Genomic DNA, 15,559 nt, shown 5'->3' on the forward strand with positions numbered 1-15,559 from the left:
GGGAGGTATAACTATGGATATTAACAATTTGATTATTGAAAATATTGATGCCCCTCATGAGCTTGAGAGAATATACAGAAAAGACCCGAAAGCATTTAAAAAGTCTTTCTCACGCGCATGGGAACAAAATCCTGATTCTGAGGTTCTTGGTGTCTGGTATGAAAGATTGCATTTCAAGGAGAAGGCAATTACAGAAAAATCTTCCTTCCTTCAAAAAGATTTTTTATTCATGGGCCTTTTAGCCGTTTTGGCCGGGATATGCACCAGGGTCATTTTCCATTTTGTCGAACAGGAAGCAATTGCTCCCATTAACCTGGCATTTGGTATAATTCCCTTTATTGCTGCCTATTTTGTTTACAAAAATCCTCCGAAAAAAAGAGTGATTTATTCGCTAGCGGCGTTGCTTCTGGTTTCCGGGATTTATCTTAACATGCTGCCATTAAATGATAAAGACAGTATTATCCTTGCTTACTTACACCTTCCCATATTCTTATGGGCATTGGTTATGCTTGCTTTTACAGGAAATGACTATTCAAAAGGCAGTGCAAGATTAGCTTTTATTACATTTAATTTGGAATATTGTATTCTCTACGCCAGCATGGCGGTTAGCGGAATGATATTAGCGGTGTTAACCATGCAGTTATTTAACTTTGCTGGTTTGGATATAAAAGACTTCTATTTTAGTAATGTCATTTTATTTGGTGCTGCCGCTCTCGCTATTGTGGCTGCATACCTGGTATCAATGAATCTTAAACTTGCTAAGAATATTACCCCATATATAGCTAAAATTTTCAGTCCTCTTGTCCTGGTCACATTGTTGGTCTATCTGATTACGGTTATATGGGTCGGGAAAAATCCATTCCTGGACCGCAATTTTCTGATAGCCTTCAACGGAATTCTCCTTGGTGTATTGGCCGTTACCATATTTTCCATTATCGAGAGCGACTCAGACGAGAAAAAGAACATTTCAGATTATATAAATGTTGCCTTAATTGTTCTTGCGCTTATCATTGACAGTGTGGCCCTGTCAGCCATCGTATTCAGACTGTCTTCTTATGGGATTACGCCTAATAGACTGGCTGTTTTAGGAGTAAACATACTAATCTTGGCAAATCTATGTTGGATTATGCTCTCCTACATGCGTTTTCTGCAAAACAAATCCGGACCTTCAGCTATCCAAGATGCCGTTACTGAATATTTGCCGATCTATGGACTGTGGGCAGCCTTCGTTACATTTACTTTTCCTGTATTTTTTTAAGGTTGTTTTCGTAAACTTTGTTGCTTTGAAACAGGGTGGCTGATTTCCGCTTTTGGATGCTCACTTTCCGTGGGGCGGGCGGTGAGCCAACCCGGTTTAACAACAGGATCGCTTCAATAACAACACTCTTTAAGAAAAGAGCATTTTTTAAACATGAAATGTAACTGATAAGCTGGAGGAAAGATGTCCTCAACAAAAGAGTGCGTTAGTTTAATAAACACGGCTTCTTCGGCCGCTTTTTTTTGCGACATAGTTGTAACGAATTATCGATTTAATACGACTATTGCGGTAGGAGGAGGGGTTGTGTGAAAAGATGGATGTCCTTTTTATGTTTAATCGTACTTATTCTAGCTGGCTGCACGAACAGCCATGTAAAAGAGAGCAAGCCGCCAAAAGCTGAGGTTATAACAGATGGCAAGCACTATAAAACTGTACTCGGTTCCTACTGTTGGGATAATGGAGATAACGGTGTATGCGTTGATTCAGTATGGACTAAAAGCGGCAAAAGGCCTCTTGCTGTTCAACCTATTGCTGCTCAACCAGGTGCTGACATTGAACTGAAGATTGATTATGACCCTCAGCCAAACGAGGTCCATCTTACACAGGAAAATGGTGAAAAAGAAATCGAACTGCCGGTAGAAAAGGGACATTTTAAAGCACCGGGGAATCCAGGAACATACTTTTATATCTATAGCGTTTGGTGGATGGATAAAAAGGATAAACACCTGTCCAACGGAGACGCTTCATATGGATTTGAGCTTAACGTGCAGTAGGGGAATTTTGCATCGTCTAAAAAATATCTGGAGATTTAAATGAAAGAAGAGGTTTTTTGGATATTCTCCTGCATATTAAGGCATTAGATTTTGTTAAGGTTTTCAATACAGGAAATCGTATATTGTTGTTTTTTAGGCAAAAAAAATTTGGGAACGTCTGATTTGGACGTTCCCATTCTTATTCAGGTAAAGCACTGAAATAAGGTAATTTATCTATTATAATCCTACCAATGTACTTGAAGTTTATTGCCATTGGGGTCATAAAAGTGGAAATAGGCGTGACCATTATCTTCTTTGATATCCTCGACCTTAACTTGATTATCAATTAAGTGCTGATGAAATTTAGGTAATTCTGGACTTGTAAAGCCAATGCTAAATTCTTGTACATTATCAATTGTAAAATGTGCAAATGTTTCATCGTCGGTAGGAACTAAGATAAGTAAGAAAGGTCCTTCATTTACTTTTAAAATGGCAAATTCCTCTGTATTGTTTTGTAACTGGAGCCCTAATACATCTCTATACCATTTTGCAGACAGTTCTAAGTCTTTTACAGGAATTCTAATATAATGTACTTGTTCAATAAATGATTTACTCATTGCTTGTCTCCTTTATTTAATCCGGTTTATCAAATAGTTCCCTTTCTATATCCCTTTTTCCTTTAACACCCTTTCCTTTTTCTTTTGCATAAGTCATAAACGCCAACTCTTTTCCAACTGTTCCAGAAAACGAATATTATTCTTTAACAAAGCCTTGAATGAAAGGATTGAGTTACATAGTCTGGCTGTCAAATTTGCTGACAGCTTTTTTTGTGTTCTTGGTAATAAAATAAAATTTAGAAAATTGGAAAAAACAGGTTGATAAAAAGACACTGGTGTCGTTATAATAAGGTTAATAAAAAAAGACATTAGTGTCATTTTTAAAAGGAGGGTAACAGAGATGAAGGGATTAATGAAAAATAAAGGATATTTAATACTAATGTTTGCCCAGGCAATATCAAGTATTGGAGATTGGCTTAGTATAGTGGCGATTATTACGCTTGTCGGTTTGAAATGGAATGCTTCGCCGATGGAAGTATCGTTTATCATTTTGTGTCTGGCCATTCCTATGGCGCTGTTAGGTCCTGTAGCTGGCACAGTCGCAGACCGGTTTAGTCGAAAAACTTTAATGATAACATCTGACCTTGTTCGTGCAGGGCTGATTCTTTTTCTAACTGTAGCTGATACAATATGGGTTGTGTATATATGTTTGTTTACAATCGGCGTGTTTTCAGCAATATTTATTCCAGCGAAAAACGGGAAATTAAAGGAATTGATTGCTAATGATGATATGAAAGCTGCCATGTCCATAACGTCGATGATTGACTCCAGTACGAAGGTGATGGGCCCTTTATTGAGCGGGGTATTAGTAACGGCATTTAGTACAAAGCCTGTGTTTTATATCGACTCTGCCACTTTTTTTATATCTGCTCTTTTAATTCTGTTCTTACCAGGAGTGGTCCATTCTTTTGAAAAAGAGAATGGAAATGAGGATAGAACAGATTCTTCCTTCAAAAAAGAATTTTTAGCAGGCCTTTCTTTTATTAAATCCAAAACAAATATACTTGCAGGAATGTTTTTATTAGGTTTTAGCCTCTTGATCTTACAGCTTTCGGACTCACAAATCATTGTCTTAATTAGAGAGCTCACTGCAGCATCACCGGATCTTTTTGGTTATTTAGTGACATCATCGGGTGTCGGTATGTTTTTATCAGGGCTGCTTTTAACAAAGAAATCGAATTATAACGCCTTTACTTTAATGCTTATTGGTGTTTGTGGAATTGGACTTAGCTTTGGTATCATAGCAGTATTAACTCATTTTGATGCACGTCTTTCTATCTTTTGGGGTCCTTTACTAGGACTGTTTGCAGGATTTTCAGCAAGCCTGGTGTTTGTTCCATTTCAAGCATCGGTCCAAATTGAAACCCCTGTTCATATGACTGGGAGGGTATTTGGAGTCATAAATAGTGTAACAACAACAGCAACCATTATCGGACCTTTGCTGGGAGGCTGGCTCTCAACAATTCTAGGGGTCGTTCCATCGTTTATGATTACAGCATCTCTCTTGGTCTTGGTATCTTTAATAGGATTTTTCATAAAAAGTAAAATAGAGAGGAGTAAGAAAGATGTCTCCGAAAGTCAGCGAGGAACACATAAAGCAACGTCAGGCTAAAATCTTGGAAGCAGCCATACAAGTATTTATCGAAAATGGGTACGAACGAACGACTATGAAGCATGTAATGGACAAAGCAAACGTGAGCAGGGGTGGATTATATCAATATTTCTCTAATAAAGAAGACTTATATGAAGCTATATTAGGAGAAAATCTATCGCGAAGAATACTCGAAACAAAGGAATTACTTAAAGAAAAAAATAATTCTTATTGGGATTTACTGCTATTGAGGCTGTTTGGTGAAGATCGGGAGCCAGATGATAAGATGGATCCATTAGCACCGAGTCATTTAGAATTTTTCATCACTGGGAGAAATGATAAGCGCAGAAGAAAGTATGGTAAAGAACGATATAATTATGGTATTAACCTATATACGGATATTATTAGAGCAGGACAAGAAAGCGGAGAATTCAGCAATACACATGATAGTGATATCATAGCTCGATCTATTGTCACATTTATTGATGGGCTTGCAATTGGCCATGCTATACTTCCGACAGAAGATCTAAAGATGAAGGAGCAATCCATGCTGTTCGTGGAAAATTTAAAAATGACACTTGGAGTAAAGTAGATAGAAATGAAGAACTTGAATGTTGTGATGCTGCTGTCTCCATTTTTACAGGGAGATTATAGCATTATTCACAAATTCGCTATCCTTGCTGTACAACCAGGTGCTGACATTGAACTGAAGATTGATTATGACCATCAGCCAAACAAGGTTCATCTTACACATGTAAATGGTAAAAAAGAAATTGTATCGCCTGTGGAAAAGGGACATTTTAAAGCACCGGGGAATCCATGAACATGCTTTTATCTAAAGCGTTTGGTGGATGGATGAAAAGGATAAACACTTGTCCCACGGAGACGCTTCATATGCATTTGATCTTAACGTACAGTAGGAAAATTAAATGTTTAGTCTTACTTAACGAAAGGGACGTGAGTGGAAGATTATTCGGCTGCTAAGGCAGCTCTTTTTTTATGGAAATATATTCAAAAATAGGTTAGATTGAAACTAAGGAAGGGTGAGGAATGAAGAAAAAAGTATTTGCAGGGCTTTCGTTAATATCGTTACTTTATCAGTTTAGTTTCTTATATACATATTGGATGAAAGATGAATTAACGGAACTTAGTCCGGAAATTGCTGATTTATACTGGATCACAGTAGGTCTTTTTGGCATTGCAATTGGAATTTACGTCTTTATTAAATACAGAGTACCCGATATTGCATTTCTTTTTTCCTTAGTCACCTGTTTTTTAGGTGTACCTATACTCGGACTATTTGTTTTGGCAACGATCGTCACTTCAATGTAAATCAGTAAACACATATATTTTTTTATTTGAAGAAATATGTTCTTTAAAAAAAGAATATTTTAGGCGGGTGGTGTATGTTCATGGAAATCAGATTAGAGAAAGCGGCAGAAACGGATGCAAAGTCTATTTTTGAGATTCAAGTAAAGGCTTTTAATCCATTATTGGATGAATATAGAGATTACGAGACAAATCCTGCTAATGAAACAATTGAAAAAGTGCTGGCAAGGATAAATAATCCTGATGGAGGATTTTATAAAATACTATCCGATGATGTGCTTGTAGGTGCTATTTGTTTAGTGTGCGAAGAAGAGACGCAATTTTGGATAAGTCCCATGTTTATTTTACCGGAATATCAAGGAAAGGGTATTGCACAGAAAGCGATACGTCTAATTGAGGAGTTATTTCCTCAAGCAGAAACTTGGGAATTGAAGACTATTTTACAAGAAAAACGCAACTGCTATTTATATGAAAAAATGGGATACAGACGTGAAGACTGGAAACATAGCTTAAATGAAAAAGCGACACTTGTTCACTATAAAAAATTATGTTAATGCTTTTCCGCTAAAAAGAGGGGTTAGGAGAAGAAGGTTCTTTATTAATTGTCCGTGGGGAAAAAGATAAAATGGTTCTAACATTCTTTTCATTAGGAGTGATTTAAATGGACTTGAATTTCAATGACACAAAAGTTAAGCAAGTACAGGAAGTTTACCAATCATTTTGGGCTATTAATAAGACCACAGCCCAATTTACGAAAAAGAATGCTGAAAGTTTTGGTCTGACATTACAGCAATTGTCCATACTCAATACTTTATATGCAGTTCCAGAATTAACACAGCAAGAGCTGGCTGAAAAGCTTATTTCATCAAAAAGTACAATAAGCGTTAGTGTTGATAAATTAGTTAATATGGGCCTTGCTGAAAGGGGCTTTTTTGGCGAGGACCGGAGAGAAGTAAAGGTAAAGCTGACTCTTAAAGGTGAAGAAGTGTCCAAAAAATCCAGTAAAAATTCCATATCTTATAGGGCTATGCTTTCCGCAATCGAAAATATGGCTGATGAAGATATTCAAACTTTGCTTCGTATTCAAAAAGAACTATTAAATCACCTAATTGAAAGTGGTTACTAAAACCAGTACTGTTCGTAACCTAATGGATACGTAAAAATCAAGCTTAGTAGTGAAGCAGAATTGTTTAATGTTGATTTATAAAACATTTAAAAAGGAGAATTCCTGTGAAAGGATTCTCCTTTATTATTGAATTGATTTTCAGGCATGGCTCAATCTAAATTTTACCAAAAATATAATTATAAGTCTATTTTTTAAATAAAAAATATGGAAAAATTATGATAGTATCAATAAAAAATTCTCCTGAGAAAGAGGCGGTTTGAACGTGAAACAGAACATTTATGATCATCCGGAATTCTTCCAGAGCTACCGGACCCTGCGTGAGTCTGAATTGAATTATAATGATTTATTAGAACAGCCGGCATTAAGAGATATGCTGCCTGAATTAAAACATAAAAATGTATTGGATATAGGCTGCGGAATGGGAGACTTTGCTATGTATTGTGTAAAAGAGCAGGCTCGGGTGGTCATGGCGATAGACATCTCGAAGAAAATGATTGAAGCTGCTCAGCAAAAAAATTCCCATGAACATATTCACTATGTAAATACTGCCTTAGAAGATATTCAGTTAAAGCAAAATAAATTTGATGTTGCTGTTAGTTCACTGGCACTGCATTATATACAGGACTATAATGCTGTAATAAAGAAAATTCATTCTAGTTTAAAGAAAACGGGGGTTTTTGTATTTTCCATTGAACATCCGATTGTAACTGCAAGAAAAGATATGGATAATTGGATCATTAATGAAAAAAATATCACCTCTCATTACGCAGTTGATCATTATCAGGAAGAAGGCGAAAGGCAGCAGCATTGGTATATAGATGGTGTTGTGAAATATCACCGTACTTTTTCGACTATAATAAATGAACTAATCGTAAGTGGCTTTCAGATTGAGCAAGTCATTGAACCTATACCCAGTAATAAGGCATTGAATCGTTTGCCAAGGCTTATTAATGAGATGAAAAAACCATCTTTTATGATTATTAGGGCAAAGAAAGTTTATTAATAGTGAATTAGAACAAAGCTATCTATATAGACTCCAGAAAAAAAGGTTATACACCTTGGAATAAGAGGGGAAAAAATTGAAGAAGATTTTAAAATATAAAGCAATTCCAAAACGTGGTGCTAAGATATGCAAATAAACAGTTACATTGAAGAACTTGCTAAACTATATAGCCAACATATTGATATGGATTATGCTAACTGGTCTAAAAGCTACTTAAGGGACCAGTTTGAGTTTTTAGGTATTCGAACACCAATACGCCGAAAACTGACCAAGCAATTTTTACATGAATTTGGTGTACCGAAAAAAGAATACCTAAAAGATGTCATTTTTACATTGTGGGAACGTTCAGAAAGAGAGTACCAAAAAGCAGCACTTGATATCCTTAACAAAGTAAAAGTGGATCTCACCCCAGAAGATATGCCATGGTTAAGTTCGTTATTAATTAATAAGTCATGGTGGGATACTGTGGATGTGCTTTCTCCTCATATAATGGGTTATATGTTTACAGCCTATCCAAAACTAACTTCTCAATATGCAGATCAGTGGATTTTAGATGAAAATTTTTGGCTACAAAGATCAGCGTTGCTATATCAGCTTTATTATAAAAATAGAACCGATGAAAAGCGCTTATTTCAATATATTCTTAATAGGGCTGCTAGTGAAGAATTTTTTGTTCAAAAAGCCATAGGGTGGGTATTGAGAGAATACGCAAAAACGAACCCTTTAGCTGTAAAAGATTTTGTTTCATTAAATGATTTAAAGCCGCTTAGCAGACGTGAAGCACTGAAAAATCTGTAGGACTTTGGGTGATATCGTTGCTTTATCAGTTTAGTTACTTAACTAAGCGCAGGTCACTTAGTTGCAGAAGGAGTTTTGAAAGTGGCGCCCATATTAAAATATAATTCATTTATATGTTATATTATAAAAATATCCTGAAGATTAAGGAGATACTCGATGAGTTTAAAGGGACATATACCACAAGACCTGACTGTTTTAGAGACATTGAAGAGTATAGGTGAAAATATTATCATTGCTGATTAAGATTTTTATATTACTTGGATAAATACTAGAGCATCTCAGTTACTATCAATGATTGCTCCTTTGTTTGGCCTTTCAAATTCAGAAGAAATGATTGGTGTAAACATGGATAGGTTTCATTCAAAACCAGAACACCAACGAATGTTATAACCGGTTTAAAAAAAGGGTATGGAGCAAGGGTATTTCTTAATAAGTCTGAGTGGCATTAACAGTTTTGACGAAAATATAAGAACAATGATTCAAAAGCTGTATGATCTTTTAAAATTACTAGGGGTGGAATGCATTATTGTTGGAATTCGGCCCAATTTAGCCATAAACATTAATGAACTTAAAAATATACGTACTTTTTAGTTCGGGGATTTAGGGTTAAAGTACATAATTGAACGCCAAAATAGTCAAAGCTAACTTTAAAAAGTGAGAATCAGTATGGATAATAATTAATAATTTTTGCCCTGCCTAGGGCTCTTTTTTTGCCTTTTAACGCGGGTTTATATTGAATGTTCAGTTCAAGTAACAAATGAAACGGGAAGGGCTGATTTATTAAAGTGTTTCTGAACAATCAAAATGGCAGGCTGAACTATACGGGGATTTTTCTACTGAAATCTTGATGCTCAGAATGTCAGTCGCAAAGAATGAGATAACATGGTTCATGAAGCCATCCAAATTGTAGAAGCATTGTTGGGGAATTGAGAATCAGCCGCTTGGACCTTAGATGCAGAGAGAGAAAATTTTGCCTATCAATCATAAAAGGAATTAGAAGACAGTCCTTTAAGCTTGAGTATTTAAACAAACCAGGTTCTGCTAAACAGTAAACTGTTATTATTTAAATTGATTTGATAAGGAGATATAGAAATGAAGAAGCAATACAATACGCGTGCCATCTTGGCATCGCTGCTTATCTGCGGTTTTGTGGGTATGTTCAGCGAAACCGCTCTAAACATAGCAATGACTAATTTAATGGAAGTGTTCCAAATTTCGGCTGCAACCGCACAATGGTTAACAACGGGGTTCTTGCTGACTCTTGGCATTTTAATGCCGATGAGCGGGCTGCTGCTGCAGATGTTTACGACTAGGCAGCTATTCACAGGTTCGCTCATAAGCTTAATCGTCGGCACATCGATTGCGGCACTCGGATTCAATTTTGAAATGTTGATGTTTGCCCGAGTTTTACAGGCAGTAGGTATGGGGTTGTTGATTCCCCTCATGTTTAACACCATTCTTGTCATATATCCGCCGGAAAAGCGTGGGGCGGCGATGGGTTTCGTTGGACTTGTTATCATGTTTGCGCCCGCAACAGGCCCGACCATAGGCGGTCTATTAATCGAGTATTTAACATGGCATTATATCTTCTGGCTCTCTCTGCCGTTCCTGATTATTGGATTGTTGATAGGGCTGAAGTATTTGGAAAATGTCACCGATGTCACGAAGCCCCGGATAGATCTGCTGTCTGTCGCATTATCAACGATCGGCTTTGGAGGAGTTGTCTTCGGCTTCAGTAAGGCAGGCGAAGGATCTGAAGGGTGGAGCAGTGCAGTCGTGGTTACTTCAATCGTGGTTGGGCTCATCGCGCTGGTGCTGTTCATAATGCGGCAGAACGTTATGCACAATCCGATGATGAATCTGAGCGTTTTCAAGTACCCAATGTATGTCGTCGGGCTGCTCCTGGTAATGTCGTGTATGTTGATCATTATGTCGAGCATGATTATTCTGCCGATGTTTCTGCAGACGGGAACAGGACTGTCTGTGTTCACTACTGGACTCATGCTTTTGCCGGGCAGCGCGCTGAACGGTATCCTCTCCCCGCGTATGGGGAGACTGTTCGATAAATATGGACCGAAATGGCTCGTTATTCCCGGACTCGTGATTGTTGCAGTCATGTTATGGTTCTTTACTACCCTTTCCCCTGCTTCTTCAGTGGCCTTTATCGTGGCTTTGCATATCGGGCTCATGGTTGGGGTGGGCATGATATGGATGCCTGCTCAAACGAACGCCCTAAATCAACTGCCGCCGGAGTTATACCCGCACGGCACGGCAGTCATGAACACACTGCAGCAGGTCGTGGGCGCAATTGGAACAGCGGTCGCAATCAGTATCCTTACGGGCGGTATAGAGAAATATTTGCACGGCTCCTCCGCTCCGGACAAACAGGCCGAAATTGCGAACGCGATGACAGCTGGATCACAAAGCGTGTTCTTGTTCACGATGATCATCGCACTGATAGGAGTGGTCATAGCCCTCTTCATCCGCCGCGTCGTGGTCAGCAGCGGGGCGGTAAATGAAAACTAAAGAAATAAAACCTTTGAAGAACAAAGAGAAAAGACATTCATTTTGAATGTCTTTTCTAACATATATTTTCTTTAACCGCAACATCCTTCACAACATCTTCTAAAGTAACATTTTTTAAAACCTTCTCCATTGCCAATTGGGCTGCTGTAAATAATGGTTCAATTATATTCTGGATGTTCCTGCCTACAGGACAATCAGGATTTGGATTTTCATGAATGCTAAATAATTCTTTTTCCTTTACAACATTCACTGCCTTATAAACGTCGTACAGTGTAATTTCAGATAATTCCTTTGCGAGTTTAGCCCCTGCAATACCTGGGTGTACCTCAATCAAACCAGATTTTTTTAGCATTCCCATTAGTTTTCTGATCACGGCTGGGTTCGTTTTAACACTTGAGGCTAAAAATTCCGAAGATGTTACTCCTTCTTTATTTAATTCGATTAGAGTCAATATATGAATTCCGACAGCAAATCGGCTGCTAATAGACATGCTCAGTAACCACCTTTACTAATATTCCGCTATTTAAATTTATTGCTTGACCATGTAATTAATTTGATTACATGTTTATTATACCAAAATACGAACAATAGTATAAATAGCAATTATCCTGTTGACAAAATGAATACAGGTAACTAAAATGAATACATGTACTTGAAGTTGTTACAGGTAAAATCGAATGGGAGGAATACAAAATGAAAATATTAGTTACAGGAGCAACAGGGAAATTAGGTTCAAAGGTTGTGGAATCATTATTGAAATCTATACCTGCAAGTGATCTGGCGGTAAGTGTTCGAAATCCAGAGAACGCCGAAGGACTTCGTGTTCGCGGAGTGGAAATTCGTCAAGGAGATTTTGATCGTCCAGAAACATTGAATACTGCTTTTTCAGGGATTGACCGCTTATTAATCATCTCTGCTGATGGTGACAATGAAACAAGAATTCATCAACATACTAATGCTGTACAAGCAGCTGAGCGTGCAGGGGTAAAATTTATTGCTTACACAAGTATAGCCAATGCAACAGAAAGCAAAAATTTAATGGCTCCTCCTCATGTAGCGACAGAAGCAGCCATCATTAAGACTGGTATCCCATATTCTTTCTTGCGTAACAATTGGTATTTGGAAAACGAAATCGGAAGCATTCAAGGTGCTATGGCAGGAGCCCCATGGGTAACTTCTGCTGGAGAAGGTAAAGTAGGCTGGGCACTGCAACAAGATTACGCAGATGCAGCGGCAGCAGTTCTTGCTGGAAACGGTCACGAAAATACAGTGTATGAACTTTCTGGTCCTCTTTTAACTCAAGAAGAAATGGTATCTGCTCTAAGTAATGTATTGGGTAAAGAAATACCTGTACAACAAGTTAGTGATGAAAAATATGCAGAGATCATGAAAGGCTTAGGTTTACCTGATTTTGTGATTCCGATTGTAGTAGGAATTCAAGAAAGTATTCGGAACGGTTCGCTAGACGTTGAAAGCAATGATTTTGAAAAAGTTCTTGGCCGTCCAGTTACACCGATTAATGAGGCACTGACTCAAGTTGTAAATGCAAAATAATACACAAAAATAAAATGAACAAAAAAAACCGACTCTTAAGTCGGCTTTTTTTTTTGCAGAATTATACAATTGCTATTATAAAAAGGAGGGTCCCATGAAAAGCAGTTATCAGTAACAGATAGAAGAGGCAAGGAAGGTAAAGACCGCAAAACAAAGATTGTGAAAAAAATACTCGGGCAGGTTAGTTAAAAAAGGTATTTTTTGATACAGTATAGAATCCTTACTGGAACAGCTTAAACTAAAAGGTGGAATAAAAGATTTGGACACTAAAATTGTTGAATATCCTCCATTGGAAACGGAGAGGATTAAATTTCGAATATTAACCCTTGATAATGCGGAAGACGTTTTTATGCATTTCTCAGATAGTAATGTAACTATGTTTATGGATATAGAACCTTGTAAGCATATAAAGGAAGCTGAAGAAATTATACAATATCATATGGAGGATTCAGGGTGCAGGTGGGGGATGTATGACAGAAACAGCGAAAAGTTCATTGGAACAATTGGATTTCATTATTTAAGAAGAAATGAAGATTTTATAGCGGAAGTGGGATTCGATTTATGCAAAGATTACTGGGGTAAGGGATTAATGTCTGAAGCAATGAAAGAAGTAATTTCATTTGGGTTTTCCCAGATGGGGCTTGATATAATAGATGCAACGGTTGATCCAAAAAACCAGCGATCAATTAATTTAATGAGAAAGTTAGGTTTTAAGGAGAATATAGAACGTAAGGAGAGCTTACTTTACTTTGATTTAAGAAAGAAAGATAAAGATATTATCAGTGGCATTTTAAAGCAGAAGTGACAGTTTTCAAGCAGTAATAGTTTTTTATAATAAATGGATGACATAATTGAGGAATGGGGATCGGTGTGGCGATGCCCTTTGTATTGTGCCACCACTTTCACTGATATTAAAATAAGGTATATTGAGGTTATTCTCGCCACTGCTTTCCTTACCTACGGCCCACAGGGAGTAAGCCCTCTGCATTATCTGCCGCCGCAGCTTTAAGAAACCTAGCCTTATCAATTTCCCACTTTAAAGATAAATTAACTCATCCTCACTTTGTCCATGTGTTCTTCAATCATCTTATCCAGGAGATCGTTTTATTACAACTTCGCCAAATCTTAATAACTAACCATAAAGTCATAATGATTTGAAAAATGTGTTTATGAAGCTTGTTCTTATTTCCTGGCTAAACCCATATAATTCAATGAATGTGGGAAGGACAGGAGAATGATATGCGGGTAAACTTATTGCTGGTCACTGATTTAATACTTTTTTTTCTGTTTCCTCTGGCTTTCTGGGAGGTCAGCAGAGAGATAATCGGGGAATATCCGGCCATGCTGCTTTCTACTTTCCCTGGCATCTTATATAGCTTGTACAGGTTCAATCAAAATGGCAGGCTGAATTATACGGGGATTTTTGTACTGACTAATTTATTAGCAGGACTCGTGGTGGATCTGCTGTCAGGTTCAGCCCTTCAGCTTTTATGGAATAATGTCCTGTACTCGGCAGGCTTGTTCCTTATATACGCAGCCAGCCTTGCCGCCGGAAAGCCGCTTCATCTTTATTTCACCCTCGATTTAATGGAAATGAGGGGGCATAAAAGAAGCATTACAAAGGAATTGTTTTTTGAAAAAAAAGCCTTCAAGCTGTTTAAGCTGATCACCTTTGCCTACTGTATGAATGAAGCACTGTATATGCTTTGCCTGACCCATTGGATTAAGCATTATGGAGTAGAGGCCTACCGCCTGGATATTGTCCTCGACAAATCTCTTGATATGATACTTTCAGGGGTTTCCCTAATCGTTTTCTTCTTTATCTATCAGACGGTGGACCAAGTATCACCGGTTAAAAAACTGACACTGGTCAGCAGAAAGCTGCTTTCTCTTTCAGGAAGCTGGATTTCCTTTTATTTGGAGCAGGCTTATTTTTACTTTAGCCATCATAGGCGGTAGAAATGCTGGCTGCTGTTCATAGCCAATATTGAAGTACATATGCCTTGAAAAGTTGACTCCGAGCTTGGTACATGAGTGGTGAGGCAGGACTGCCCCTATCCTCAATTCTGGGGAATCAAGCTCAATAAGAAAGTGAAAGCATCCTTAGGATGATTTTTTCTGATCCAAAACAGGTTTAGTGGCTGTTACATTTTCCAGAATGCAATTGAAAGAGGTGGAGTCATTATATGCCGCAAACAATCATTCCCGGTGCTGCTGTACGCGGGACGGCAGCCGGAGTTCTTTTCATGGCATTTTTCGGTACTCTTTGGGCAGGAATTGGTATAAGAGGTTTGCAGGGATGGGGATTTCTTTGGTTTATGATAGTATCCCTGTTGATTGGTGTCTTCCTCCTTATAGGTGGAATCAAACTAATAAAGAAGTCAAAAATGCTATCAAACGTAATAATGGAAGGAAATTCTGCCCGCCATTCAAAAAAAATGGGTATCATGTTCGGTATTATTTTTGGTTTAGAAGGTGTTTTTATTGCCACTGCCAGTGCAATATGCAGCGCTGCCAATCATTTAGATTTGTTTGTCCCTGTAATGGCCCTTATTGTCGGTGCTCATTTCTTTCCGCTAGCCCGCCTTTTTCGTGTAAGAATCCATTATATTGCAGGCACACTCCTTTGCTTGCTTGCGATCGTTACATTGCTGATATTGCCTGTCAGAATTACCATAGAACATCATCAAATTGAGGTATGGTGGGTAACTCTCGGATTTGGTTCAGCCCTGATTTTGTGGGGAACCGGAGCCGCCCTTTGGCTTACAGGACTCAGACTGCTGAAAAGGGATCCGGAAAGGTACTAAGATTTGAGCTGGGGCATTGTATTTGAACAATGTAAATTACTTGCCGCAATCGTTCATTTCTGAAGGGTCAATAAGTTTATTCAGCTCTCGCACAAGTGAGGGTGAAGATGATTTGCTGCTGCGGCAGTTTTTTTGTTTTTTTTAAAGTCTCTATTCTTAAAGATTGTTGTTTTTTAATTGTTCTGTGAAGCGATCCTG

General features: G+C 37.8%; 18 protein-coding genes. 16 read left to right on the forward strand and 2 right to left on the reverse strand.

Annotated elements, in window-relative coordinates; translation table 11 throughout:
• The first annotated feature begins 13 nt into the window (after positions 1 to 13).
• Positions 14 to 1,258: a DUF4153 domain-containing protein gene (locus BIV59_RS08080; protein ID WP_071350963.1), complete on the forward strand. Its 1,245-nt coding sequence runs from the start codon at positions 14 to 16 to the stop codon at positions 1,256 to 1,258.
• Positions 1,259 to 1,563: 305 nt separating this feature from the next.
• Positions 1,564 to 2,031: a hypothetical protein gene (locus tag BIV59_RS08085; protein ID WP_071350964.1), complete on the forward strand. Its 468-nt coding sequence runs from the start codon at positions 1,564 to 1,566 to the stop codon at positions 2,029 to 2,031.
• 224 nt (positions 2,032 to 2,255) lie between these two features.
• Here BIV59_RS08085 and BIV59_RS08090 read toward each other — a convergent pair whose 3' ends face one another.
• Positions 2,256 to 2,627, reverse strand: coding sequence for a VOC family protein (locus BIV59_RS08090; RefSeq protein ID WP_071350965.1), 372 nt, complete (start codon positions 2,625 to 2,627; stop codon positions 2,256 to 2,258).
• Positions 2,628 to 2,967: 340 nt separating this feature from the next.
• Here BIV59_RS08090 and BIV59_RS08095 point away from each other — a divergent pair, with 340 nt between their 5' ends.
• The 10 genes from BIV59_RS08095 to BIV59_RS08135 all read left to right on the forward strand — a co-directional run bounded on the left by BIV59_RS08095 (position 2,968) and on the right by BIV59_RS08135 (position 11,000).
• Positions 2,968 to 4,239 (forward strand): MFS transporter, encoded by a 1,272-nt coding sequence (locus tag BIV59_RS08095; RefSeq protein WP_083392090.1) that lies wholly within the window; start codon positions 2,968 to 2,970, stop codon positions 4,237 to 4,239.
• Complete coding sequence (locus BIV59_RS08100) at positions 4,193 to 4,810, forward strand: TetR/AcrR family transcriptional regulator (RefSeq protein ID WP_071350966.1); 618 nt, start codon at positions 4,193 to 4,195, stop codon at positions 4,808 to 4,810. Before BIV59_RS08095 ends, BIV59_RS08100 begins: the two co-directional genes overlap by 47 nt.
• Before the next feature lie 6 nt (positions 4,811 to 4,816).
• A complete protein-coding gene (locus tag BIV59_RS08105; RefSeq protein ID WP_071350967.1) occupies positions 4,817 to 5,041 on the forward strand; it encodes a hypothetical protein in 225 nt (74 codons plus the stop codon).
• A 227-nt stretch (positions 5,042 to 5,268) separates the two neighbouring features.
• A complete protein-coding gene (locus tag BIV59_RS08110) occupies positions 5,269 to 5,550 on the forward strand; it encodes a hypothetical protein (RefSeq protein WP_071350968.1) in 282 nt (93 codons plus the stop codon).
• Positions 5,551 to 5,630: 80 nt separating this feature from the next.
• Entirely contained in the window at positions 5,631 to 6,101 is a 471-nt protein-coding gene (locus BIV59_RS08115) for a GNAT family N-acetyltransferase (protein ID WP_071350980.1), read from the forward strand.
• A gap of 107 nt (positions 6,102 to 6,208) precedes the next feature.
• On the forward strand, positions 6,209 to 6,673 hold the full coding sequence (locus tag BIV59_RS08120; protein WP_071350969.1) for a MarR family winged helix-turn-helix transcriptional regulator: 465 nt from the start codon (positions 6,209 to 6,211) through the stop codon (positions 6,671 to 6,673).
• Positions 6,674 to 6,935: 262 nt separating this feature from the next.
• Positions 6,936 to 7,676: a class I SAM-dependent methyltransferase gene (locus BIV59_RS08125; RefSeq protein ID WP_071350970.1), complete on the forward strand. Its 741-nt coding sequence runs from the start codon at positions 6,936 to 6,938 to the stop codon at positions 7,674 to 7,676.
• A gap of 126 nt (positions 7,677 to 7,802) precedes the next feature.
• On the forward strand, positions 7,803 to 8,474 hold the full coding sequence (locus tag BIV59_RS08130; RefSeq protein ID WP_071350971.1) for a DNA alkylation repair protein: 672 nt from the start codon (positions 7,803 to 7,805) through the stop codon (positions 8,472 to 8,474).
• Positions 8,475 to 8,882: 408 nt separating this feature from the next.
• Positions 8,883 to 9,065 carry an STAS domain-containing protein gene (locus BIV59_RS24375; RefSeq protein ID WP_481747418.1) on the forward strand — a complete coding sequence of 61 codons (183 nt, stop codon included), beginning with the start codon at positions 8,883 to 8,885 and terminating at the stop codon, positions 9,063 to 9,065.
• 501 nt (positions 9,066 to 9,566) lie between these two features.
• A complete protein-coding gene (locus BIV59_RS08135; RefSeq protein ID WP_071350972.1) occupies positions 9,567 to 11,000 on the forward strand; it encodes a DHA2 family efflux MFS transporter permease subunit in 1,434 nt (477 codons plus the stop codon).
• A gap of 55 nt (positions 11,001 to 11,055) precedes the next feature.
• On the opposite strand, the gene BIV59_RS08140 is transcribed toward BIV59_RS08135, so the two are convergent.
• The gene (locus BIV59_RS08140) at positions 11,056 to 11,490 is read right to left on the reverse strand and encodes an Rrf2 family transcriptional regulator (protein WP_071350973.1); all 435 of its coding nucleotides are present in this window, start codon (positions 11,488 to 11,490) and stop codon (positions 11,056 to 11,058) included.
• A 203-nt stretch (positions 11,491 to 11,693) separates the two neighbouring features.
• On the opposite strand from BIV59_RS08140, the gene BIV59_RS08145 reads away from it, so the two are divergent.
• The 4 genes from BIV59_RS08145 to BIV59_RS08160 all read left to right on the forward strand — a co-directional run bounded on the left by BIV59_RS08145 (position 11,694) and on the right by BIV59_RS08160 (position 15,361).
• A complete protein-coding gene (locus tag BIV59_RS08145) occupies positions 11,694 to 12,554 on the forward strand; it encodes an SDR family oxidoreductase (protein WP_071350974.1) in 861 nt (286 codons plus the stop codon).
• Positions 12,555 to 12,813: 259 nt separating this feature from the next.
• Complete coding sequence (locus tag BIV59_RS08150) at positions 12,814 to 13,359, forward strand: GNAT family N-acetyltransferase (protein WP_240501870.1); 546 nt, start codon at positions 12,814 to 12,816, stop codon at positions 13,357 to 13,359.
• 434 nt (positions 13,360 to 13,793) lie between these two features.
• The gene (locus BIV59_RS08155) at positions 13,794 to 14,513 is read left to right on the forward strand and encodes a VC0807 family protein (RefSeq protein ID WP_071350975.1); all 720 of its coding nucleotides are present in this window, start codon (positions 13,794 to 13,796) and stop codon (positions 14,511 to 14,513) included.
• 227 nt (positions 14,514 to 14,740) lie between these two features.
• Positions 14,741 to 15,361 (forward strand): hypothetical protein, encoded by a 621-nt coding sequence (locus BIV59_RS08160; protein WP_071350976.1) that lies wholly within the window; start codon positions 14,741 to 14,743, stop codon positions 15,359 to 15,361.
• Positions 15,362 to 15,559: the final 198 nt, after the last annotated feature.

This window comes from Bacillus sp. MUM 13 (assembly GCF_001866725.1).
GTDB lineage: Bacteria > Bacillota > Bacilli > Bacillales > DSM-1321 > Peribacillus.